The sequence below is a fragment of the Cereibacter ovatus genome (assembly GCF_900207575.1).
Lineage (GTDB): Bacteria > Pseudomonadota > Alphaproteobacteria > Rhodobacterales > Rhodobacteraceae > Cereibacter_A > Cereibacter_A ovatus.
This window is the reverse complement of record NZ_OAOQ01000019.1, coordinates 1-21,524: the sequence shown is the minus strand read 5'-3', so window position 1 is coordinate 21,524 and position 21,524 is coordinate 1. Positions and strand designations below refer to the sequence as shown.

At 66.4% G+C, this 21,524-nt stretch carries 20 protein-coding genes and 1 pseudogene; 12 read left to right on the top strand and 9 right to left on the bottom strand.

Annotated elements, in window-relative coordinates; translation table 11 throughout:
* Positions 1 to 23: 23 nt before the first annotated feature.
* The 5 genes from CRO07_RS19175 to CRO07_RS15180 form a co-directional block, all read right to left on the bottom strand.
* The gene (locus CRO07_RS19175) at positions 24 to 218 is read right to left on the bottom strand and encodes a hypothetical protein (RefSeq protein WP_235841034.1); all 195 of its coding nucleotides are present in this window, start codon (positions 216 to 218) and stop codon (positions 24 to 26) included.
* Positions 208 to 774, bottom strand: a complete 567-nt coding sequence (locus CRO07_RS15195) for an ABC transporter ATP-binding protein (RefSeq protein ID WP_235841033.1) — start codon at positions 772 to 774, stop codon at positions 208 to 210. Before CRO07_RS15195 ends, CRO07_RS19175 begins: the two co-directional genes overlap by 11 nt.
* Positions 775 to 782: 8 nt before the next feature.
* Positions 783 to 1,595, bottom strand: a complete 813-nt coding sequence (locus CRO07_RS15190; RefSeq protein ID WP_097031519.1) for an ABC transporter permease — start codon at positions 1,593 to 1,595, stop codon at positions 783 to 785.
* Positions 1,596 to 1,607: 12 nt separating this feature from the next.
* Complete coding sequence (locus tag CRO07_RS15185; protein ID WP_097031518.1) at positions 1,608 to 2,576, bottom strand: aliphatic sulfonate ABC transporter substrate-binding protein; 969 nt, start codon at positions 2,574 to 2,576, stop codon at positions 1,608 to 1,610.
* 95 nt (positions 2,577 to 2,671) lie between these two features.
* Positions 2,672 to 3,979, bottom strand: a complete 1,308-nt coding sequence (locus CRO07_RS15180) for an O-acetylhomoserine aminocarboxypropyltransferase/cysteine synthase family protein (protein ID WP_097031555.1) — start codon at positions 3,977 to 3,979, stop codon at positions 2,672 to 2,674.
* Between the two features lie 423 nt (positions 3,980 to 4,402).
* Between CRO07_RS15180 and CRO07_RS15175 the strand changes: the two genes are divergently transcribed.
* The 5 genes from CRO07_RS15175 (at position 4,403) to CRO07_RS15155 (ending at position 9,763) form a co-directional block, all read left to right on the top strand.
* Positions 4,403 to 5,617 carry a radical SAM protein gene (locus CRO07_RS15175; RefSeq protein WP_097031517.1) on the top strand — a complete coding sequence of 405 codons (1,215 nt, stop codon included), beginning with the start codon at positions 4,403 to 4,405 and terminating at the stop codon, positions 5,615 to 5,617.
* Positions 5,618 to 5,669: 52 nt separating this feature from the next.
* Complete coding sequence (locus CRO07_RS15170) at positions 5,670 to 6,257, top strand: nucleotide-binding protein (protein WP_235841032.1); 588 nt, start codon at positions 5,670 to 5,672, stop codon at positions 6,255 to 6,257.
* Positions 6,257 to 7,612 (top strand): nitrogenase component 1, encoded by a 1,356-nt coding sequence (locus CRO07_RS15165; RefSeq protein WP_097031516.1) that lies wholly within the window; start codon positions 6,257 to 6,259, stop codon positions 7,610 to 7,612. Before CRO07_RS15170 ends, CRO07_RS15165 begins: the two co-directional genes overlap by 1 nt.
* A gap of 197 nt (positions 7,613 to 7,809) precedes the next feature.
* Positions 7,810 to 8,373, top strand: a complete 564-nt coding sequence (gene msuE, locus CRO07_RS15160; protein WP_097031515.1) for an FMN reductase — start codon at positions 7,810 to 7,812, stop codon at positions 8,371 to 8,373.
* 37 nt (positions 8,374 to 8,410) lie between these two features.
* Positions 8,411 to 9,763: an LLM class flavin-dependent oxidoreductase gene (locus CRO07_RS15155; RefSeq protein WP_097031514.1), complete on the top strand. Its 1,353-nt coding sequence runs from the start codon at positions 8,411 to 8,413 to the stop codon at positions 9,761 to 9,763.
* Positions 9,764 to 9,830: 67 nt separating this feature from the next.
* Here CRO07_RS15155 and CRO07_RS15150 read toward each other — a convergent pair whose 3' ends face one another.
* The 3 genes and pseudogenes from CRO07_RS15150 to CRO07_RS15140 form a co-directional block, all read right to left on the bottom strand.
* Positions 9,831 to 10,724, bottom strand: a complete 894-nt coding sequence (locus CRO07_RS15150) for a dimethyl sulfoxide reductase anchor subunit family protein (RefSeq protein WP_097031513.1) — start codon at positions 10,722 to 10,724, stop codon at positions 9,831 to 9,833.
* Positions 10,724 to 11,437 carry a 4Fe-4S dicluster domain-containing protein gene (locus CRO07_RS15145; RefSeq protein ID WP_097031512.1) on the bottom strand — a complete coding sequence of 238 codons (714 nt, stop codon included), beginning with the start codon at positions 11,435 to 11,437 and terminating at the stop codon, positions 10,724 to 10,726. Before CRO07_RS15145 ends, CRO07_RS15150 begins: the two co-directional genes overlap by 1 nt.
* Positions 11,434 to 13,167, bottom strand: a pseudogene (locus CRO07_RS15140) (molybdopterin-dependent oxidoreductase); the annotation flags it as partial. The gene CRO07_RS15145 and the pseudogene CRO07_RS15140, both read right to left, overlap by 4 nt.
* A gap of 66 nt (positions 13,168 to 13,233) precedes the next feature.
* On the opposite strand from CRO07_RS15140, the gene CRO07_RS15135 reads away from it, so the two are divergent.
* The 5 genes from CRO07_RS15135 to CRO07_RS15115 all read left to right on the top strand — a co-directional run bounded on the left by CRO07_RS15135 (position 13,234) and on the right by CRO07_RS15115 (position 18,460).
* Entirely contained in the window at positions 13,234 to 13,428 is a 195-nt protein-coding gene (locus tag CRO07_RS15135; RefSeq protein ID WP_407919639.1) for a hypothetical protein, read from the top strand.
* A gap of 55 nt (positions 13,429 to 13,483) precedes the next feature.
* A complete protein-coding gene (locus tag CRO07_RS15130) occupies positions 13,484 to 14,410 on the top strand; it encodes a family 2A encapsulin nanocompartment shell protein (RefSeq protein ID WP_097031511.1) in 927 nt (308 codons plus the stop codon).
* Positions 14,385 to 16,211, top strand: a complete 1,827-nt coding sequence (locus CRO07_RS15125; RefSeq protein WP_097031510.1) for a family 2A encapsulin nanocompartment cargo protein cysteine desulfurase — start codon at positions 14,385 to 14,387, stop codon at positions 16,209 to 16,211. Before CRO07_RS15130 ends, CRO07_RS15125 begins: the two co-directional genes overlap by 26 nt.
* A 38-nt stretch (positions 16,212 to 16,249) precedes the next feature.
* The gene (locus tag CRO07_RS15120) at positions 16,250 to 16,948 is read left to right on the top strand and encodes a terminase gpA endonuclease subunit (protein WP_235841030.1); all 699 of its coding nucleotides are present in this window, start codon (positions 16,250 to 16,252) and stop codon (positions 16,946 to 16,948) included.
* A gap of 174 nt (positions 16,949 to 17,122) precedes the next feature.
* Positions 17,123 to 18,460 (top strand): DNA cytosine methyltransferase, encoded by a 1,338-nt coding sequence (locus tag CRO07_RS15115; RefSeq protein ID WP_097031509.1) that lies wholly within the window; start codon positions 17,123 to 17,125, stop codon positions 18,458 to 18,460.
* Here the strand turns inward: CRO07_RS15115 and CRO07_RS18950 are convergent.
* Entirely contained in the window at positions 18,447 to 19,223 is a 777-nt protein-coding gene (locus CRO07_RS18950) for a hypothetical protein (RefSeq protein WP_204840025.1), read from the bottom strand. The genes CRO07_RS15115 and CRO07_RS18950 overlap by 14 nt on opposite strands.
* Positions 19,224 to 19,501: 278 nt before the next feature.
* Between CRO07_RS18950 and CRO07_RS15105 the strand changes: the two genes are divergently transcribed.
* The gene (locus CRO07_RS15105; protein WP_097031508.1) at positions 19,502 to 20,911 is read left to right on the top strand and encodes a phage portal protein; all 1,410 of its coding nucleotides are present in this window, start codon (positions 19,502 to 19,504) and stop codon (positions 20,909 to 20,911) included.
* Positions 20,904 to 21,524, top strand: a 621-nt coding sequence (locus tag CRO07_RS15100; RefSeq protein WP_176504589.1) for an HK97 family phage prohead protease, incomplete at its 3' end; no start/stop codon positions are given. The genes CRO07_RS15105 and CRO07_RS15100, both read left to right, overlap by 8 nt.

The following is a 21,524-nucleotide window of genomic DNA, read 5'->3' as shown; positions in this document are numbered from 1 at the left end:
CCGCGAGAGAGGGTCCGGCCCGTTCAATCCAGCCGGTGGATCAACGACTGGTCAAGCACGGCCATGACCTGCCGCCGCAGATCCTCGAACCCATGGGCGCTGCGGTCGCGGGGACGGTCGAGGCTGACCCGGATCTCGGCCTGAACCCGCCCCGGATGCGGCCGCAGGATCACGATGCGGTCGGCCAGCACTATCGCTTCGTCGACGTCATGGGTCACCACGATCAGCGTCGGTCGCGGCTCGGTCCGTTCCCACACATGCAGCAGATGGTCCTGAAGGTCGATCCGGGTGAAGGGCATCGAGCGCCGAGAACGGCTCGTCCAGCAGCAGCACCTCGGGGCGGGTCACCAGCGCGCGGGCGATCGCCACCCGCTGGGCCTGCCCGCCCGACAGCTCACGCGGCCAGACGCCCGCCTTGTCCACCAGCCCCACGCGGCGCAGCGCCTCTTCGACCAGCGCCCGGCGTTCATGGGCGGGCCTGCGGCCCAGCCCGAAGCCCACGTTCCCCGCCACCGTCAACCAGGGAAAGAGCCGCGGCTCCTGGAACACCACGCCGATCTTCTCATGCGGGCCACTCACCTCTGCGCCGTCCAGCACAACCCGCCCCGGGGCGGGCCGGTCCAGCCCCGCGATCAGCCGCAGCAGCGTGGACTTGCCGCAACCCGAGCCCCCGAGGATGGCAAGGATCTCGCCCGCCTCCACCCGCAGCCCGATGCCCTCCAGCGCCTGCACGCCGTTGGGATAGGTCTTTCCGATATCGTTCAGCGCCAGCATGGGCTCTCCTAATGGTGGCGGGCGAAGCCGTCTTCCCAGCGCAGGAACGGCGCCGAGATCCAGCCCAGAAGACTGTCGGTGGCCTTGCCCAGCAGGGCGAAGGCGATGATGGCGGCCACGATCTGGCCCGGCTTGCCCAGCTGCTGCCCATCGATCAGCAGATAGCCCAGGCCCTCTGATGCGCCCATGAACTCGGCCGCGACCACGAACATCCAGCCAAGGCCAAGGCCCGATCGCAGCGCGGTGACATAGGCGGGCAGCACCGCGGGCAACAGGATGCGCCCGACCATCGCCGGCCCGGACAGCCGATAGATGCGGCCGACCTCGACGATCCTGCGGTCGACGGATCGGATGGCCGCCATCAGGCCCAGATAGACCGGAAAGAACACGCCCACCGCGATCAGCACGATCTTCGAGGTCTCGAAGATGCCGAACCACAGGATGAACAGCGGCACCCAGGCGATGGAAGGGATGGCGCGCAGCGCCTGAAGGCTCGGGTCCAGCAGGCGGCTTGCCAGCCGCGAATAGCCGGTCAGCGCACCCGCCAGCGTTCCCGCCGCGACGCCGAGGCCGAAGCCCGCGCCGACGCGGCCAAGCGTCGCCAGCGCATGATCGGCCAGCACGCCGCCCTGCCAGAGCGACCAGAGCGTGCCCGCGACCGCAGACGGCGGCGGAAGCAGGCGGCCGCTGTTCAGCCCCACAGCCACCGCCGCTTCCCAAAGAATACCCAGACCGAGCGGCAAGATCAGACCCAGCGCCCAGCCGGTTCCGCCAAGACGCCGCACCACGGATCGCGGCGCGGCAAGCGAGGTGTCGACCATCGCCCCGCGCTCTCAGTTGGTCGCCGCGGGCAGGCGGTCGTCGAGCAGCGCATCCACCATCGCCGGGACATCGACCGCCGCCTCGATCACGCCCGCTGCCTGCAGGGCGACGCCGGCCCGCAGGATCGACTCGCGCTGCGCGGTGCCGATGCGGGGCTGCGACAGGTCGGTTCGTTCGTCCAGTTGCCGGTCGACCACCGCAGCCGGCAGGCCCGTGACCCCGGCGACAATGCGCTTCAGCCCGGCCGGGTCGGCCTCCGCCTCGTGCCGCGCCGCCTCGTAAACCTTCAGCACACGTTCGACGATGGCGGGGTTTTCCTCAAGGAACGCCTCGCGCACGTTCAGGATGCCCCAAGTATTGGCCGCCGGATCGCGGTGGAACAGCAGCGCCCCGTCCTCGATCTCGGCCGAGGCCATCAGCGGGTCGAGACCGGCCCAGGCGTCGACGTCGCCGCGGATCAGCGCGGTGCGGCCATCGGCATGTTGCAGCAACACCACCCGGACGTCATCCTGGCTCAGCCCCGCCTCGGCCAGCGCCCGCACCAGAAAGACATGCGGATCGGTGCCGCGGGTGACGGCGACGGTCCGGCCCTTGAGGTCCGCGACCGAGGTGATGCCGCTGTCGGCCCGCGTGACCAGCGCCGTCCATTCCGGACGCGAGTAGCTGTAGACCGACCGGATCGGGTTGCCGTTGATCCGCGCGAGCAGCGCCGCCGAACCGGCACTCGATCCGACGTCGAGCGAACCGGCGTTCAGGAACTCCAGCGCCTTGTTCGAGCCGGCGGACTGGACCCAGGTGATGGCGATGCCGTCCTTCTCGAACTCGCGCTCCAGCAGGCCCTTCTCTCGGATCAGCAGGGACAGGGGATTGTAGGTGGCCCAGTCGATGCGGATCTCGCGCAGGGGTTCGGCGAGGGCCGGACTGGTGGCCAGCGCAAGGGCTGCGGTGGCGGCGAGGAATAGGCGACGGGTCAGGGTCATGGCAAGCCTCCTTTTATCGCGCCTGCCGTTGCGGGGCGCGGGGGTTGGCGAACGGGATGAAGGGGACCGCCGCGGGGACTCGCAGCGGTCGTGGCTCAGGCGGCCGCAGTCTGGCGGCCGGCCGCCTCCAGCGCCTGTTCAAGGTCGTCCAGGATGTCGTCGATATGCTCGATGCCGATCGACAGGCGCACATAGCCGGGCGTGACGCCGGTCCGCAGTTGATCCTCGGCGGTCAGCTGCGAATGGGTGGTCGAGGCCGGATGGATCGCAAGGCTGCGCGCGTCACCGATGTTGGCGACATGATAGAACAGCCGCAACGCGTCGATGAAGCGGCGCCCGGCCTCGCGTCCGGCGGCCAGTTCGAAGCCGACAAGGCCCCCCTGCCCGCGCGGCAGGTATTTCGCGGCCCGTTCGGCGGCGATGCCGTTCTGGAAGCCCGGATGAATCACGCGCGACACCTCGGGCCGGGCAGAGAGGAATTCGGCCACCCGCGCGGCGTTCTGCGAATGACGCTCGATCCGCAGCGGCAGGGTCTCGATCCCTTGCAGGGTCAGGAAGGCGTTGAAGGGCGAGAGCGCCGCGCCAAGGTCACGCAGCAGCGTCGTGCGCGCCTTGACGATATAGGCCACCGGTCCCAGCGCCGCCGTCGCCTGAACCCAGACCGCGCCGTGATAGCTGGGGTCGGGGGTGTTCAGCGCCGGCTGGCGGACGGGATGGCCCGCCCAGTCGAAATTGCCGCCATCGACGATCAGCCCGCCGATAGAGGTTCCGTGCCCGCCCAGATACTTGGTCGAGGAATAGACCACGATCGCCGCCCCGTGGTCCAGCGGGCGCACCAGCAGGGGTGCGGCCGTGTTGTCCACGATCAGCGGAATGCCCAGCGGCCGGCCGAGCGCCGCCACTTCGGCAATGGGGAACACCTCGAGCTTGGGGTTGGGCAGGGTTTCGGCATACCAGGCGCGGGTGCGGTCATCCGAGGCGCGCAGGAAGGCCTGCGGATCGGCGGGGTCCACGAAGCGGACCTCGATTCCCTGATCCTTCAGCGTGTTGGCGAACAGGTTCCAGGTGCCGCCGTAGAGGGCGGTCGACGACACGATGTTGTCGCCCGCCCGGGCGATGTTCTGGATCGCATAGGCCGAGGCCGCCTGCCCCGAGGCCACGGCCAGCGCCGCCGCGCCGCCTTCCAGCGCGGCGATACGCTGTTCAAGGACGTCGGTCGTGGGATTGCCAAGGCGGGTGTAGATGTTGCCCAGCTCTTGCAGCGCGAACAGCGCCGAGGCGTGGTCGGCATCGCGGAACTGGTAGGATGTCGTCTGATAGATCGGCACGGCAACCGCCCCGGTTGTCGGATCGGCGCGGTAGCCCGCGTGAAGGGCAAGCGTTTCGTTGCGTTGGCTGGTCATGGTGTCTCCACAGGTCGGCATAAGGCGATTTGTTCTGTCGTGATTAAAGCCGATTTCCCTCCGGCGTGAATTCCAAAGACCGGTGCCGGGACGATGGCGGCCTGCTGCGACTCTGGCCGGATCGGGAAGATTATTCTCTACAGCCGCCACACCCGCCGCTTCCGTTGCGGCGCGCCGGGCCATCGCCGGGCGTCGTGCCGGAAATCCCTTCCCCGAAGCCTACCGCCCGCGGGCAATCCGTTCCCCTCAGGCAGCCCAACTTGGAATGGACCGGGATCGTCCCTTCTGTATCCTTAAATCACGACACGTTTTGACGAGTATTGTCCCTTCGGGACTTCGCAGAGGAGCTTTCCATGATCCGCATTGCTTCGGCCACGGCGCTGCAAGACGCGCCCGCCGCCCGCGCATGAACGAGGCCCATCCATGACCGCACAACAGATCGGACTGAAGGACCGCCTCTGGAAGGAACTGGCGCTGAAGGCGGAACTGAACACCGACGGCGCAGCCATCAGCCGCGAGGCGCTGGCCTTCATCGCGCCGGGCGTGAAGACACAGGAACAGGTGCATACGCTGTTCGAGATGGATTTCGAGATCCACGACGACGAACTTCCTGCCTATTTCCGCCTCGACCACGGGCTCGTCGTGCCGTTCCGTTGGAATCCCGATGCGCGCCACCGGATCGTGCTCGACGGCAACCGCACCATCGTCGTGAAGGACGACGAACAGCTGGCCGAGGCACATTTTCCCGCAAGGCCCGCCTATTACGGGCAGAAGACCTCGGACGGGGCGGCGATGGCCACCATCGGCTCGCTCGGGTCGGACCGGCAGTTCTTCGTCGCCTATTCGAACGAATGTTCGTATAAGGACAAGGGCGAGGACTGCCTGTTCTGCAACATCAACTTCACCAAGGACACCTACGGCGAAAAGTCGGGAATCTTCTGGAAAACCGCGAAGCAGATCGGCGAGACCTATGCCGAGGTTCATCGCCAGGGTCTTGTCGATCACGTCAACATCACCGGCGGCGTGATCCCGGAACGGCGTGAACTGGAATACTACCTCGACGTGGCCGACGCGATCCGCAAGCATTCGGGCGTCGAGGATTTCAACGGCACGGCCGTGGTCGCGGCCCCGATCGACCTGCGCAACCTCGACCGGTTCCGCGAGGCGGGCTATCGCACGGTGGGCCTCAACCTCGAGTTCTGGGACAAGGGCATCTACAACGCCATCTGCCCCGGCAAGGCGCGGGATTCCGGCGGCTGGGACCACTGGCTGCGCGCCATCGAATATTCGGTCGGCGTCTTCGGCCACGGCAATGTGCGGTCGAACTTCGTGGCCGGGACCGAGCCGAAGAAAAGCCTTCTGGCCGGCATCCAGCATCTGGCCGACAAGGGCGCGGTCGGCACCGCGTCGATCTGGTGCCCGAACCCGGGGTCGGACCTCGAAGGCCACCGAGCGCCCGAGCCGCAATGGTATCTCGATCTGGGGCACAGGATCGCGGCGATCTGGAAGAAGGCCGGGTTCACCTGGGCCAACCTCTACGACTCGAACGCCTCGGTCGATACGCTTCAGCACGACATCTGGCGCATCGAGGCCGAGACTCTGCCGATCTTCCAGCGCGACGCCGTCGCCGCCGAGTGACATCGCGGGCGGCGTCCGCGCCGCCCCTTCTCCTCATCGACAGGTTCCTCCCGTGAGCAGCACAGAACCCCGCCATATCGCCATCTACGGCAAGGGTGGCATCGGCAAATCCACCACCACCTCGAACATTGCCGCCGCGCTGGCCGAAGCGGGTCACCGCGTCATCCAGATCGGCTGCGACCCGAAGAGCGACTCCACCACCATTCTTCGCGGGGGCGCCGAGCTTCCCACCGTGCTCGACAGCCTGCGCGACCGTTCGCGCAAGCCGAAACTCGAAGAGATCTCGGCCACCGGCTTCGGCGGCGTCCTCTGCATCGAGGCCGGTGGCCCGGTTCCCGGCGTCGGCTGCGCGGGCCGCGGGATCTCGGCCGCCGTCGATCTGCTGGAAGACTTGCGCGTGTTCGAGACCTTCCAGCCCGACTACGTGCTTTACGACGTGCTGGGCGACGTGGTCTGCGGCGGCTTTGCCGTGCCGATCCGCGACGGCATCGCAGATCGCGCCTTCGTCGTCACCTCGTCGGATTTCATGGCGATCTTTGCCGCCAACAACCTGTTCAAGGCGATCGACAAATATGCGCCCTCGGGCGGGGCGCGGCTGAACCGAAGCCCCGACTGGCACATCAAGCAGGAGGTGCGCTGATGGCCCGCCCGCTTGTCGGCCCGCAGGCATCCTGCGCCCTGCACGGCGCTATCCTGACGGCTGCTGCCATCCCGGGCGTGATCCCGCTGGTGCATTCCACGCCCGGCTGCGCCCTTCGCGCCGGCGCGGGCGTGACGGGCGAGCTGTCCGGTGCCCCGCCCGGACTGCCGCTTGTGGCTTCGACCAATCTTGCCGAAAAGCATGTCGTCTTCGGCGGCACCTCGCGTCTGCGCGAAGAGATCAAGAACACGCTCGCCGTGGTCCGGGGCGGGCTTGTGACCGTCCTGACCGGTTGCCCGACCGAGATGATCGGCGACGATGTGGCCGCAATGGTCAAGGAGGTGACATCGCAGGGCGAGGCGGTGATCGACATCCAGACCGCCGGCTTCCGCGGCCCGGCGCGCGCGGGCTACGACCTTCTGCTGTCCGCATTCGCCAGCCGGCTGGAGCCGCGCGCCGAGCCGGCCGATGTGCCGCGGATCAACATCCTCGGCATCGTGCCCGGGATCGATCCGCACTGGCTGTCCGAGATCGAGGAACTCTCGCGCCTTCTGGCCGGCATCGGCCTGCGCGCCAATCCGATCTTCGGCCCGGCGGGCGGGCTGGACGCGCTGCACGCGCTGGGACGGGCCGAGGCGAGCCTGGTGCTGTCGCCTTGGGGGCTTGGCCCGGCCGAGGCGCTGCGGCAACGGTTCGGAATTCCGACCGTCGTGGCCGAGGGTCTTCCGGTCGGGATCGCGGCGGCCGAGGCGCTGCTCCGCCGCCTGTCCGAGGCGCTTGGCCGACCGCTGGATGGCGCGGCCGAGGCTTTCCTTGCGTCCGAGCGCCGGCACGAGGACTACCTGCTGAACCAGATCCTTGGCCGGCTGGTCAGCGCCGGGCGGCAGCGGGTCGCGGTGATCGGCGGAAGCCTTGCCGCGCCGGGCCTTGCGCGGTTCCTGACCACGGTGCTGGGCTGGAAAATCGCAGCCCTTGTCGTGACGGACGAGCCGCCCGCGGCCCTGCGACCCGCGCTGACCGCCGAAGGGGCGATCTTCGCACCCGACGCCGCGAGCCGGACCGAAGCCATCCTGACGAGCGGCGCCAGCCTTGTGATCGGCGGCGCGGACGACCGCGCTCTGGCTGGGCGTCGGGGGATAGCCTTCGTCGATGCCGGCAGCGCCTCCGGTCTGGGGGCGCTGACCGCGGGCCATGCCGGGCGTGCCGGCGCGGCACGACTGCTTTCCGCTCTTGTGACCGGCCTCGAGGCCGCGGATGCCCCCGCACTGCGGCCATATCCTGCGGAGGAAGAAAAGGCCTTGTCCCTGGGCCTTCTTGCGCTGGCGGTCGACCGACAGGTTCAGATCCTTGCCTGAAGGTCAGCCCTCGGGGTCGCGCCGCGCTGGCGCGGCCCCGCCGTTGCCCGCAAGTCGCTCTTCGGGTTCCCGGAAGCCAAACCCCTTCCGGCAGGGGCACCGAGAGAACGCCCCTCTCTTCAACCGGCCATCCTTGGCAAGCACCCTCGCCCCCGGACGTCAAATGCGACCAACCAGGTCGCGTACAGGAGCCCATGATGACCCACAGGATCGTCGGATTTGCAGGTGGCCTCGGCCGCCCCTCGAAAACCCGGGCGCTGGTCGCACATGCCGTGACCGCGACGACCACGGCCTTCGGCGGAACCGCCGGCCTGCACGATCTGTCCGATCTGCAACCCTCGCTGGGTCAGGCCGCACGGCTGGACGAGCTGCACCCGCGTGCCGCCCGCATCGTGCAGGATCTGCTTGCCGCCGATGCGCTGATCGTTGGCAGCCCGGTCTACAAGGGCAGCTATACCGGCCTTTTCAAGCATCTCTTCGACCTGATCGAGCCCGAAGCCCTGATCGGCAAGCCGGTCCTTCTTCTCGCCACCGGCGGCGGCAGCCGGCACGCGCTGGTGATCGAGCACCAGCTGCGGCCGTTGTTCGGCTTCTTCGAGGCGCAGACCCTTCCCACCGGCATCTATGCCGCGAATGCCGATTTCACCGACGGCGAGCCATCCTCGCCGGTCCTGCTGGACCGCATCCAGCGCGCGGTGGGGCAGTTTTCGTCCTGGCTCGGCCCTGTCCGGACGACAGGGCCCGCGCTTCTGCCCGCCTGATCCGATTTCCCTTCCGTCCTCAGCAAAGGAGCACTCCATGACCCGCAAGATCCGATTGGGCGCCTTCCTGCCCGGCGGCGGCCAGCACATCGCCTCGTGGCGCCACCCGGACCAACCCGCCGATGGCGCGACCAGCTTTGCCTTCCACCGCCGCCTTGCCGAGACCGCCGAACGCGGGCTGTTCGACGCCTATTTCCTTGCAGACGGCCTGGCCGTGGGCTTTGGCGGTGCGCGCGAAGGTGGCAATGCCCGCGTCGCGGGGTTCGAGCCGGTCACCCTGTTCTCGGCGCTGGCGCCGCTGACCCAGCACCTGGGCTTCATCGCCACATCCTCGACCACCTACGAGGAACCCTACACCACGGCCCGCAAGTTCGCCTCGCTCGACCTGATCTCGGGCGGGCGCGCGGGGTGGAACGTGGTCACGACCACCGGCGACGCCACGGCGCAGAACTTCAACCGCGACACCCAGCTTCCCCACGCCGACCGCTACCGGCGCGCACACGAACATGTCGATGTGGTCAGGAAACTGTGGGACAGCTTCGAAGATGACGCCTTCCTGCGCGACAAGGAGACCGGGGTGTTCTTCGATCCCGAAAAGCTGCATGACGCGGACCACAAGGGCGCGCATTTCAGCGTGAAGGGGCCGCTCAACGTGCCGCGCTCGGCGCAGGGGCATCCGGTCATCGTGCAGGCGGGCCAGTCCGAGGACGGTCGCGATTTCGCCGGCGCCCATGCCGAGGTGATCTTCACCGCCCACCAGAATGTCGAGACCGCGCGCGAGTTCTACGCGGATGTGAAGGCCCGCGCCCGCGCCCATGGCCGCAATCCCGACCATGTGCTGATCATGCCCGGCGTCTCGCCCTTCGTCGGCCGCACCGAGGACGAGGCGCGCGAGAAATACGACCGGCTGACCGGGTTGATCCTTGAAGAGGACGGGATCGGGCTGCTGAACGGCCTGACCGGCGGAACGCTGGATCTGAAGGGCCATGACCTTGACGGTCCATTGCCGCCCGCCCCGCCGACCGAGGGCATGAAAAGCCGGCAGGAGCTGATCCGCCGGATCGCCGACGAGAACGGCTTCACCATCCGCCAGCTTTACCGCTGGGTCGCCTCGGCCCGCGGGCATTTCACGGTCATCGGATCGGCCACGCAGATTGCGGACACGCTTCAGGAGTGGTTCGAAACCGGAGCCGCGGACGGGTTCAACATCCTGCCGCCGTGGCTGCCCACCGCACTGGACGATTTCGTGGATCTGGTGATCCCCGAACTTCAGCGCCGCGGCCTGTTCCGCACCGCCTATGAGGGCCGGACCCTGCGCGAAAACCTTGGGCTTCCCTACCCCGAAAACCGCTATTCTGCGGCGCGGGCAGCATCCCGCGCGGCCGAATAGCGCCCTGCCCCCACCCGGCGCGATGGCCGTGCTCCGGGTGGGGGATCCTTCGTCGATCAGCGGGGGATCAGCCTCTGGCCGCGGGGGCGGGCTTCAACGCTGCCTTCGGCGCAGGTGCCAGTGGCACCCCGTGGAACAGGCCCGCAACATGGCGCGCCTCGGCAAAGAACAGCCAGCGGGCGACGAACGCCCCCGCCAGATGCAAGGCGCCGGCCAGCGGCACAGCCCCGGGCGCAAGGATCAGGACCGCAGCCGGGGCCACACCCGCAAGAAGGACCGCCAGTCCGCGCAGCACCCGTGAACGGGGCCGACCCGTGACGATTTCGCGCGTCAGCCATGTCGGGCCGGTTGAAGGCGGCTCGAAGCTGCGCACCCGACCGAAGCGGGCCAGACCTGTCACGCGACCCGTGGTCAAGGCACATCGCGCCACATGCCGGTCGCCCGAGACGAAGCTTGCAGCAAGGCCCGCCGAGAGGGCCACGCAGAGGGCTGCCGCCCACGGCCCCGGCATCGCGATCAGGGCGCCCCCCGCCGCGGCAAACCCCGGAAACAGGGCTGGCGTGGACCAGTGATGCCAGCGCGGAACAGCGCGCAACTGGCCGTAGATCATCGCGGTCGAGATCACCGTGCCAAGGCAGGCAAGTCCCCCAGCCATCCCCCAAAAGATTGGCCGCGGACCTCCGGCCAGATCGGCCAGCGCCACCGGCATGAGCAGCGCAAGGGCAGCGACAGCGCCCCATGCCTCGCGCGAAAGCCAGCTTGTCCGCAGCCGGCGGAAGGCGAACCGGGCCCGCAGCGGATGTGCAAGATGGAAGGTCGAGGCCACAAGGCCTGCAAGTGCAAGCGCATAGCCCGCGGCCCAGACGCTCGGGCTCGCCCTCGCCAGCGCCGCAAGGGCCAGCGTTCCGAAGCCTATCCCCGACAGGACGGTGAACAGAAGAAGTGACGGGGCGGGCCGCATCAGCGCCGCCCCGCCAAACGGTCGATCCAGGCCCGCACCCCCTGCCCCGGCGCAATCGGCGACAGCGGCGGCACCGCGGGCGCCGCGTCCTTCGGGCGGGGCGGCAGATACCTGCCCGCTGGCCGGGTGCCCAGTTCGGGCAGCAGGGCGAAGCCGCCACGCTCGGCGACCAGGCGGCTGAGCGGGCTATGCGGATCGCCAAGGTCGCCCACATGGCGGGCGCCGGTCGGGCAGGCCCGCACGCAGGCGGGCGCACTGTCATCCTCGGGGCGCGAAGGATCCTGTGGCAGGTCGAGGCAGAGCGTGCATTTCCGCATCACGCCCGCCACCGGATCGAGTTCCCGCGCGCCGTAGGGGCAGGCCCAGGCGCAAAGCCCGCAGCCAAGGCAGCGCGCATCGTCGATCGCAACCACCCCGTCAAGGCGCAGGTGGCTGGCGCCGGTCGGGCAGACAGGAACACAGGGCGGATCCTCGCAGTGCTGGCAAACCCTTGGAAAGGAAAGGATCTGCGCCGGCCCGGTTTCGTTTTCGATCTCATAGCAATGGACGCGGGTGAGAAAGGCGCCCTCGGGCGCGGCGCCGTGGCTGTCGCGGTCACCCAGCGTCGTCGCGGGGCTCAGCGCGTGCCAGCCCTTGCAGGCGACGGTGCAGGCGTGACAGCCCACGCAGGCGTCGAGGTCGATGACGAGTGCAAGCTTCCGGCCGCCTGTCATCGCCGCCCCCGGACGGTCAACCGGATCGGCGCGAAGGCGGGTCGGACCTGCAATCGTGGGCCGATCCGATCGAGCCGCACCCTCAGGTCGAACCACGCGGCCTGACCCGTCACCGGATCGGCATTGGCCCGGCGCCCGCCCCCCTCATGGCTGTCGGGCAGAAGATCGTGCATCAGATGGTTCAGCAGGAAGCCCACGCGCGCCTCGGGTGCATCATCGTCCAGCGCCCAGGCCCCCTTGCGCTTGCCGATGGCGTTCCATGTCCAGACCGTACCGGGATTGAGCGCCGACATCCGCGCGACGGGACTCTCGATCCAGCCGGCCGTAGAGGTCAGGCGCGCCCAGTCGCCGTCCTGAAACCCCAGCCGCTCCCACTCGACCGTGGGCACGAACAGCACGTTCCGCCCCAGGATCTGCCGCAGCCAGCCGTTCATCGACCCCCACGAATGATACATCGCCGCGGGCCTTTGCGTCAGCGCGTGAAGCGGGAACTCGGCCGCCTGCGCATCGCTGTCCGGCGGCGTCCATTCGGGCAAGGGATCCATCGCGGCCAGCAGCCGGGGCCGCATCTCATCCGGCGGCTGGTACGGGCCGTGCCCCAGCGCGGCAAGCTGGAAGCGCCGCAAAGGCTCGCTCCAGATCGTGAAGAGATAAGGCTGCGGCCGGTCCTGAAATCCCATGCCCACCGCCCAGTCCTGCCATGCCCGGTTCCAGGGCTTGAAGAAGGCGGCCTCGGGCGGCACTTCCGCGGAAAAGACCCCGCCCGCCTCGATGTAACGGGCCAGCTGGTCGGGGTTGGGGGCGCCGCGTCCCTGCGCCGATCCATCGCCGCGCCAGCCGGCCAGCGGCCCGATGCCGGGCCGGCGCTGGTGCCTCACCAGATAGTCGGCATAATCGGCATAGGTGGCCGAGCCATCCGCTTCGGCAAACCCCGGCAGGCCCAGCCGGTGGCCAAGGTCGATCAGCACCGACTGGAACGGCCGCACATCCCGGTCGGGGGCAGTGATCGGCCAGCGGATGGCGTCCACCGCCTGGTCGGCGCGACTGGCCGGACGGTCCAGCAGCGAGATTGCGTCATGACGCTCCAGATAGGTGGTGTCGGGCAGGACCAGATCGGCATAGGCCACGGTTTCCGACGCATAGGCATCCGACAGGATGATGTGGGGAATGCGGTAGCTGCCGTCGGGATCGGTGTCAGTCAGCATCCGCGCGACCTCGGCCGGGTTCATGGACGAGTTCCACGCCATGTTCGCCATGTACAGAAACAGCGTATCGATCCGGTAGGGCCTCCCGGCATGGGCATTGGCGATCACCCGCTGCATGAGTCCATGCGCGGCGAAGGGGGCATCCCAGCTGAAGGCCTCGTCGATCCTCGCCGGGTGGCCGTCCTCGGTCAGTGCAAGATCCGCCGGGCCACGGGGAAAGCCCAGATGCGGTCCGTCCAGCGGCTGTCCGGGCCGGGCGCGGAAATGCGGCACGGGATGGGCGGACATCGGCCTTGGGTAAGGCGGCCGGAAGCGCATGCCGCCCGGCACCTCGATGCAGCCAAGAAGCATCTGAAGCAGGTGAAACGCCCGTGCAGTCTGAAAGCCGTTCGTATGCGCGGCGATCCCCCGCATGGCGTGAAATCCGACCGGGCGGCCAATCATGCGGGCATGCCGGCCCCCGCGGAAATCGGTCCAGGGCTGATCGAGCGCGATCGCCTCGTCAAAGGCCATCGGGTGCAGCTGTTCCAGGGCGTGACGCTTGGCGCAAAAAGCTTTCCGACCGACGCCGAGGGGCGCGCCATCAAAGGCATGCCCCGCCATCCGATCGTCGAGGACGACGTCATCATCTATTCCGGCGCCACGGTTCTCGGCCGTGTCACCATCGGGCGCGGCGCCATCCTTGGCGGCAGCGTCTGGGTGACCGAGAACGTGCCGCCCCACGCCATCGTCTCGCAGGCCCACCCGCATTCCACGGACCGGCCGCCGGAGAGGCAAACCGCCTGATCCCTCTCCCGAGCCCGATACCAACACTTTCAACCAGTTCCCGGAGTAACAGACAATGGCAGACCTTCTGCCCCAGGCAGCCCTCAGCGACAGTGCCGCGCGCCAGCTTGCCAATGCGACCAAGACCGCGCCGATCCTGCCCACCATCAGCCCGCGCTGGCTGGTCCATCTGCTGCAATGGCTGCCCGTCGAGGCCGGCATCTACCGCCTGAACCGGGTGAAGAACCCCGAGGACGTTCTGGTGGCCTGCACCGAGCGCGACGAGGCAGAGCTGCCGCAGACCTTCGTCAACTATGACGAAACCCCGCGCGAGTATTTCCTGAACGGCGTCTCGACGGTGCTGGATGTCCACACCCGCGTCAGCGACCTTTATTCCAGCCCCTTCGATCAGGTGAAGGAACAGTTGCGCCTTGCCATCGAGACGATCAAGGAGACGCAGGAAAGCCAGCTGATCAACAACCCCGACTACGGGCTTCTGGCGAATGTGGCCAAGGGGCAGGTGCTTTTTCCGCTGACCGGCGCGCCGACGCCGGACGATCTGGATCTTCTGATCGCGAAGGTCTGGAAAGAGCCCGCCTTCTTCCTGACCCATCCCGACGCGATTGCGGCCTTCGGGCGGGAATGCACAAGGCGCGGCGTGCCGCCGGCCACCGTCAGCCTGTTCGGCGCGCAGTTCCTGACCTGGCGCGGCCTGCCGATCATCCCCTCGGACAAGGTTCCGGTGGTGGACGGCCGCACAAAGATCCTGCTTCTGCGGGTGGGCGACAAGCGGCAGGGCGTGGTGGGGCTTTACCAGCCGGGGCTGGCGGGTGAGCAAAGCCCGGGTCTGTCGGTGCGCTTCATGGGCATCAACCGCTCGGCCATCGCCTCTTACCTGATCAGCCTCTACTGCTCGCTGGTGGTGCAGTCGCCCGATGCGCTGGCGGTGCTCGAGGATGTGGAGATCGGCAAGTTCCATGACTATCCCGACAGCTACAAGTGACCTCGCGCCCGCAGCGGCGGGCTTGCCGGACGTGGGGCTGCTGACGGCCTTGGCCAACCAGTTCTTCGCAGCCCTGCCGGGAACCACGGCACCGCTTTCGGCCGGCGGGCCGTTCGCCCATCCGGTGCCGAACGCCCCCCTGCCCCCGGGCCTTGCGCCCGGGCCGCTGGCGAACGGGCCCATGTTGCCGGGGACGCTTGCCCCCGGCGCCAATGTCGTGCCCTCCACGCCGGAACAGGCGCTGGCCGGCATCGCCTCGGCCCCCGCCCTGCTGCCCCATGCGGCGGCGGCGAACGGGCTGCCGGATCATGCGGCCATCGTGCCGCCTGCCGTGAATGGCCGTTTCGGGGGCCATTCGCTGGCCATGCCGCAGGCGGCGCGGCCGCCGATTCCCACGGAACGCCCGCCGCGCGAGGATCGGGTCAGCGCACGCAGCCACGGCCTTCCGGGCGAGGACGATCTGCGTGCGTTGCTGGCAGGCGGCACTGCTCCCCCTGCCCTGCCGACGGCACCCGCACCGACCGAACCCGAGTTCTACTTCGTTCCGGCGCGGCCCGCGGTTCCGCAAGTGCCCGCCTCCGGTCATCCGGCCTTCGACGTTCATGCGGTGCGGCGCGACTTTCCGATCCTGCAAGAGCGCGTGAACGGCCGGCCGCTGGTCTGGTTCGACAACGCCGCCACCACGCAGAAGCCGCTGGCGGTGCTGAATCGGCTGGACCATTTCTACCGGCACGAGAACTCGAACATTCACCGCGCGGCGCACGACCTGGCCGCCCGCGCGACCGACGCCTATGAAAAGGCGCGCGAGACGGTCCGGGCCTTCCTTGGCGCCTCATCCGCGGACGAGATCATCTTCGTCCGTGGCGCGACGGAAGGGATCAACCTGATCGCCAGAACCTGGGGGACGAAGAACATCGGCGACGGCGACGAGATCCTCGTCTCGCAGCTTGAACACCACGCCAACATCGTGCCCTGGCAACAACTGGCGCAGGAAAAAGGCGCGCGGCTGAAGGTGATCCCGGTCGATGACAGCGGCCAGGTGATCCTTGAGGAAGCGCGGCGGCTGATCTCGGCCCGGACAAAGATCGTGGCCGTCACGCAGGTGTCAAACGCGCTTGGCACCGTGGTGCCGGTGGCGGAGATCGTGGAGCTTGCCCATCGCGCAGGTGCCGTGGCGCTGGTCGATGGCGCGCAATCGGTCAGCCACATGCGGGTGGACGTGCAGGCGATCGGGGCGGATTTCTTCGTCTTCTCGGGCCACAAGGTGTTCGGCCCCACGGGCATCGGCGCCGTCTTTGGCCGAAAGGCGCTGCTTGACGACATGCCTCCCTGGCAGGGCGGAGGCAACATGATCGCCGACGTGACCTTCGAGCGGACGGTATTCCAACCGCCACCGCATAGGTTCGAGGCCGGCACCGGCAACATTGCGGACGCGGTGGGCCTTGGTGCCGCGCTGGACTATGTCGACCGGATCGGGATCGAGACCATCGCACGCTACGAACACGACCTGCTGGCCTACGCCACCCACCAACTGGCGCCGATCAAGGGCGTGCGGCTGATCGGAACCGCGCGCGACAAGGCGTCGGTGCTGTCCTTTGTGCTGGAAGGAATGAAGCCCGAGGACGTCGGCCGCGCGCTGAACTCCGAAGGCATCGCCGTCAGGTCGGGGCATCATTGCGCCCAGCCGATCCTGCGCCGCTTCGGGCTGGAGGCGACGGTGCGGCCGTCGCTGGCCTTCTACAATACCTGCGACGAGGTGGATCGCTTCATCTCGGTTGTCAGGCGTCTGGCGCGGGCCTGACGGCGGCGGCCCGTTCGATCCGGCGGGCCGCCACGCCTTTGACGGCGGGCGTCGATGTGCAGGGCGACCGGATCGAGGTGCAGATCGTCGGCTGGGGCCGCGACGAGGAGGCATGGGTCATCGACTACCGCGTGCTATGGGGCGATCCATCCGGCCCGCGCCTCTGGTCTGACCTGGACGTCGTGCTGAACGGGACTTGGGGCGACCTGCCCGTGCGTGCAGTCGCCGTCGATACCGGCGGCCACCACACCAAGATGGCCTACGAGTTCTGCCGCACCCGCCTTGCCCGCCGCGTCTGGGCGATCAAGGGCCGCGGTGGCCCCGGCATCCCGGTCTGGCCCCGTCGCCCCACCCGCAGCAACAAGGCAAAGATCCCGCTCTTCATCGTCGGCGTCGATGCCGTGAAGGACGCCGTCTACGCCCGCCTGAAACTGACCGAACCCGGCCCCGGCGCCATCCACTTCCCCCGCCGCCTCGATGCCGACTACTTCCGCCAGCTGACCGCCGAACGCGTCGTCACCCGCTTCGAACGCGGCCGCCCAATCCGTTCCTGGCAACCAAAGCGCGACGGCGAACGCAACGAAGCGCTGGACACCTTCGTCTACGCCCACGCCGCCTTGCACGGGCTGATCAGCATGGGGATGCGGTTGAACACGGAGGCGGCAGGGCCAGTCTCGCCACCTGTGACGCACGGCGCACCACCAACACGGGCTATAAGGTCGGCTTGGATGGGTTAGAGGACATACCGCTCTCTCCGTTCTACGAGTGATCTCCAACCAAGCCAGGACTATCGACTGGATTGGAGACCCGTTTTCGTGCTACGCAACATTTCGATGACGATGCGGTCACCTACACCATAGCGTGCGGCAGAAGGGTGGAGTCACTGTCGAAAATGGGAGCATGCTGGGCCGATGACAGCACACTATGATACTAGCGAAAAGAGAGACGCGTTTAAGGGCGTTAGCCTGTTTTCGGGTGGAGGGATCGGCGACCTTGCCCTTCGTGCCGTTGGGGTTGATGTCCTTGTAGCATCCGAACTGCTGCCCGACCGTGCTTCCGTTTTTCGATCCAATTACCCAAACACAACAATGGTCGAGGGCGATATTCGCAAGACAAAGGCAGAAGTCATCCGGGAGGCCAAGAACAGGCTTAAAGGGAGACCTCTTGATATTCTTTTTGCCACCCCACCGTGCCAAGGCATGTCGAAGAATGGCCGCGGAAAGCTGCTTCACGGTGTTCGAAGCGGAGTGAAGCCAAAACTTGATGAGCGCAATAGACTTGCGCTTGATGCAGTGGAAGTCGCACTAGCGCTGCGGCCTAAACTGGTGGTCTTCGAGAATGTTCCGGAGATGCAGAATGCCGTTATCGAGCATGAAGGTCAGGTGCGCGACCTTCTCGAGCTCATCTCCGAACTCTTGGCGCCAGACTATGAGGGAAAATGGGACGTTGTAGAGTTTGCTGACTACGGGGTGCCCCAGCGACGTCAGCGACTGATAACAGTCTTCATGCTAAAATCGTCACTGCCCACTAATCTCAAGAAGTGGGCAGTTTTGCCAACGGCAACGCATTCTCAAAATCCAAGCATTTTTACTCGACCGTGGGTTACGGTGGACGAAGCGCTTTCAGGTGTGCCGCCGCTTGATGCCGCCAACAGGAAAATGGCGTCTCACAAAGACATCTCTTTCCACCGCGTCCCGATTCTCGACGATTCGAAGTATTTCTGGGTCTCAAATACCCCCCCAGGAAAGGGGGCCTTTGACAACCAGTGCGTCAATCCGGCCTGCGGGTTCGACAAGAATCCAACGCATGGATCGAAACACAACTCAGAGGGCATTAATCAAGCCAATCGCGACACGCCACTGAATTGCTTGAAGTGTGGCGAACTTCTACCAAGGCCTTGGGTGCAAGAAGGGACTGAGTTCCGCCTAATGTCTGGTTTCACAAGTGCATACAAACGCATGCGTGGTGATCTGCCAGCCAGTGCTCTGACTAGGAACCTCTCCTATGCTTGCTCTGATCAGAAATTGCACCCGAGGGAACATCGGGTCCTGTCGCTCCATGAAGCCTTCATTCTTCACACCGTTGACGTTTATAATTTTGACTGGAGACGTGACGACAACAAGACGCTATCCGACAAGACTATACGCGAAATCATCGGAGAAAGTATACCCCCGAAAGGCTTGGAGGCGATCTTTAAGCACCTAGTTGCAACTCTCCTTGAGCATCGAACCGCCGCTAGAGCTGCTTGATTGCAGCTGTCATCAGCTTGGCTTTGTTATGCTTGTCAAAGAACGACGCGTATGTTGACGACTTAATCACTGTCACCCACCCTTCGTACATTTTCTTGACGCCGTCCCGCGTCATGATCGAAACGGAAGTAGTCCGGCCTCCGCCTTCCTTGGGCTGAACAATCTTTCCCCAATCATTCTCAACAAGATCAGCCCTGTAGAACACGGCAACGATGGTCGGGCAACGCTCTATGAAATCCCAGTAGATCCCAAAGAGATGATTCGTCTCGCGATGATGTGCCTTCCAATCATATCCTGTTGCAACGTGAATTCTCTGATCGCCGATGTCTGGCTTGTCGAAACCGCGTTTTAAACACGCGGCCGGCGTGGGAACGCTGCCGCAAGTTGCCTTAACCTCAAAACCACCGGTAGGAAAAGGACTGAAGGGACCTTTCTCTCGCAGCCTCTTGGAAAGCGCGTCCCATGCCGCATTGCCATCATCGTCCATCAAGAGCAAATCGGGATACCCATCTTGGTGTGGATTCTTGCGAAGCAGGTCCGGGTGCTCCAAGATCATTGAAGCCGCAAAGACTTCTCCCACAAAGGCGCTGAGGTTTCTCATGCCCAGTATTTCAAAGACGTTGACCTCAAAACTCGCCAGTTTGTCGACAATAGAGCGGGTCCGATGAACAGCCTTCTCAATTTCATAGGGCTGCAAAGCATAACCTCTTGGGCCGACAACCGAAGAAGTGGGATTTGTTACATATTCAAACTTCACTGCCATTTTTTCTTGTCACCGTTTCTTCAATTAGGGCCCAGATCCAGTGCGGATAGTGTCGGGTTCCTATCGCTGAGGCTTCTTGGTGGTTCGGTCGGACACCTTGATTTTGTTAGAAGTATCAGGCGAAGTGATTGAACACAATCACGCCCGCTCATGCGCACCAGCATTCGAGTACTTGGTGACCCGTTCAGCGGTGAACTGATCCGTGTCTTCCAGACATTCACGGCCGTTTCCAACCGCTCTGATACCCCGACGATGCCGTGCATGAGACACTGCGCGCCATGCGGACGCTCCTTCATCGCCTTCTCGACTTCACGCGCACGCGCGGCTTTGACGCTGCGGGGCGCGGTCGGCGTTGGGAGGGGGCGCGGACGGTCGACGGGCTGAACACGGCGATCCTTGCGGGCGCGACCACTGCGGCGCGGCGGGCAGGCTGGTATGCGCGGAACAACCCGTGGGTCGCGGCGGCGGTGGATAGCCTCGTAGGCAATGTCGTCGGCGCAGGCATAAAGCCGCAGTCCACTCATCCCGACCGAGCGGTGCGCGAACGGCTTCAACTGCTGTGGCTGCGCTGGACCGATCATGCCGATCCTGGTGGGCTTGCCGATTTCTATGGGCTGCAGGCCATGGCCGTGCGGGCGATGATCGAGGGTGGCGAGAGTTTCGCCCGGCTGCGTGTCGTTCCTGATGCCGCGGCTGTCCCCCTGCACATCGACCTGATGGACCGCGACCAGGTGCCGCTGGACCTGCATCGCGACATCGGCGGCGGCGCGCGCATCCGGGCGGGCATTGAATTCAACGGCGCTGGGCAGCGCACAGCGTTCTGGGTGATGCGCGACCGGCCCGGCGATCCGCTGACCTCCCTGCGGCTGGAACCGCTGCGCTTGCCCGCTACCGATTGTCTGCACCTGTTCAAGCCGCTGGCGGCTGGCCAGCTGCGCGGGATCACCTGGCTCGCCCCAGTGCTGCTGCGGCTGCACGAGTTGGACCAGTTCGAGGATGCGGCGCTGGTAAAAGCTAAGGTCGCGGCGCTGTTCACCGGCTTCATCACTGATCCGGATGGAACGGCGGGCGGTTTGACCGGCAGCAACTCGGGCGGCGCGTTGACGGTTGGCATGGAACCCGGCAGCCTGATCCCTCTGCCGCCAGGCACCGACATCCGGTTTTCCAACCCGACCGAGAGCGAATCCTATGGCCCCTTTGTCAAGAACCACCTCCGCGCCGTGGCGGCCGGGATGGGCCTGCCCTATGAACTGGTTTCCGGCGACCTTGAGGGCGTGACCTATTCCTCGATCCGCGCCGGGCTGATCGAGTTTCGCCGCCGCGTCGAGCAGTTGCAGCACAACGTGGTCGTGCATCTGTTCTGCCGCCCGGTCTGGGACCGCTTCGTGCGGCTGGCGGTGCTGTCGGGCGATCTGCCTGCGCGAGACTTCGACCGTGACCCAGCCGCCTATCTGGGCTGCGAATGGCTACCTCCCAAGTTCGACTACGTCGATCCCAAGAAGGACGTCGAGGCCGAGATCCTCGCGATCAATGCCGGTCTCAAAAGCCGTCGCCAGGCGATTTCCGAACGGGGCTACGACGCCGAACAGGTCGATGCCGAGATTGCCGCCGACAAGGCGCGCACCGATGCGCTGGGCCTGAGCTTCGGTGCGCCGCCTGTCCAGAACGAGGACATTCCCGATGAATGACACCGTCACGCTTCTGACGCGCCGTGCCGACCTGGCCCCGGCCAGCGCCAACCGCGATGATCGCTCCGTCGAGGTGATCTGGTCGACTGGCGCACCGGTGCGCCGCCGTGACATGGCTGGCCCGTATGTTGAACGCCTCAGCCTCAATCCGCAGGCAGTGGACCTGTCGCGGTTGCAAGGGGCCAGCGTGCTCGATGCCCATCGCCAATTTGCCGTCCGCGATGTGCTCGGCAGCGTGCAATCCGCCGCCGTCGATGGCCAGCGTGGCACGGCGCTGATCCGCTTTTCAGCCCGCCCAGAGGTGGAACCGCTTTGGCAGGACGTCCTGTCCGGGATCCTGCGCCATGTCTCAGTCGGCTATTCGGTCGAGGAGTGGGCCGAGACCACCGACAACGGCGCGCGGGTGCTGACCGCCGTGCGCTGGACACCCCACGAGATTTCCCTTGTCCCCACCCCGGCTGACCCCGGCGCACATATCCGCATGGAGACCCATATGACCGACACCACCATCACCCCGGCCCCGCCCGAGGCGCAGACCCGCGCCGCGATCAACACCGAGATCCGCTCCATCGCCCGCATCGCCGGGCTGGACCAGTCCTGGATCGACGGCCAG

Coding starts and splice junctions, on each gene's coding strand:
- CRO07_RS15195 (WP_235841033.1), bottom strand. CDS start 774: ATGCTGGCGCTGAACGATATCGGAAAGACCTATCCCAACGGCGTGCAG.
- CRO07_RS15190 (WP_097031519.1), bottom strand. CDS start 1,595: ATGGTCGACACCTCGCTTGCCGCGCCGCGATCCGTGGTGCGGCGTCTT.
- CRO07_RS15185 (WP_097031518.1), bottom strand. CDS start 2,576: ATGACCCTGACCCGTCGCCTATTCCTCGCCGCCACCGCAGCCCTTGCG.
- CRO07_RS15180 (WP_097031555.1), bottom strand. CDS start 3,979: ATGACCAGCCAACGCAACGAAACGCTTGCCCTTCACGCGGGCTACCGC.
- CRO07_RS15175 (WP_097031517.1), top strand. CDS start 4,403: ATGACCGCACAACAGATCGGACTGAAGGACCGCCTCTGGAAGGAACTG.
- CRO07_RS15165 (WP_097031516.1), top strand. CDS start 6,257: ATGGCCCGCCCGCTTGTCGGCCCGCAGGCATCCTGCGCCCTGCACGGC.
- msuE (WP_097031515.1), top strand. CDS start 7,810: ATGACCCACAGGATCGTCGGATTTGCAGGTGGCCTCGGCCGCCCCTCG.
- CRO07_RS15155 (WP_097031514.1), top strand. CDS start 8,411: ATGACCCGCAAGATCCGATTGGGCGCCTTCCTGCCCGGCGGCGGCCAG.
- CRO07_RS15150 (WP_097031513.1), bottom strand. CDS start 10,724: ATGCGGCCCGCCCCGTCACTTCTTCTGTTCACCGTCCTGTCGGGGATA.
- CRO07_RS15145 (WP_097031512.1), bottom strand. CDS start 11,437: ATGACAGGCGGCCGGAAGCTTGCACTCGTCATCGACCTCGACGCCTGC.
- CRO07_RS15135 (WP_407919639.1), top strand. CDS start 13,234: ATGCCCCGCCATCCGATCGTCGAGGACGACGTCATCATCTATTCCGGC.
- CRO07_RS15130 (WP_097031511.1), top strand. CDS start 13,484: ATGGCAGACCTTCTGCCCCAGGCAGCCCTCAGCGACAGTGCCGCGCGC.
- CRO07_RS15125 (WP_097031510.1), top strand. CDS start 14,385: ATGACTATCCCGACAGCTACAAGTGACCTCGCGCCCGCAGCGGCGGGC.
- CRO07_RS15115 (WP_097031509.1), top strand. CDS start 17,123: ATGACAGCACACTATGATACTAGCGAAAAGAGAGACGCGTTTAAGGGC.
- CRO07_RS18950 (WP_204840025.1), bottom strand. CDS start 19,223: ATGGCAGTGAAGTTTGAATATGTAACAAATCCCACTTCTTCGGTTGTC.
- CRO07_RS15105 (WP_097031508.1), top strand. CDS start 19,502: ATGCGGACGCTCCTTCATCGCCTTCTCGACTTCACGCGCACGCGCGGC.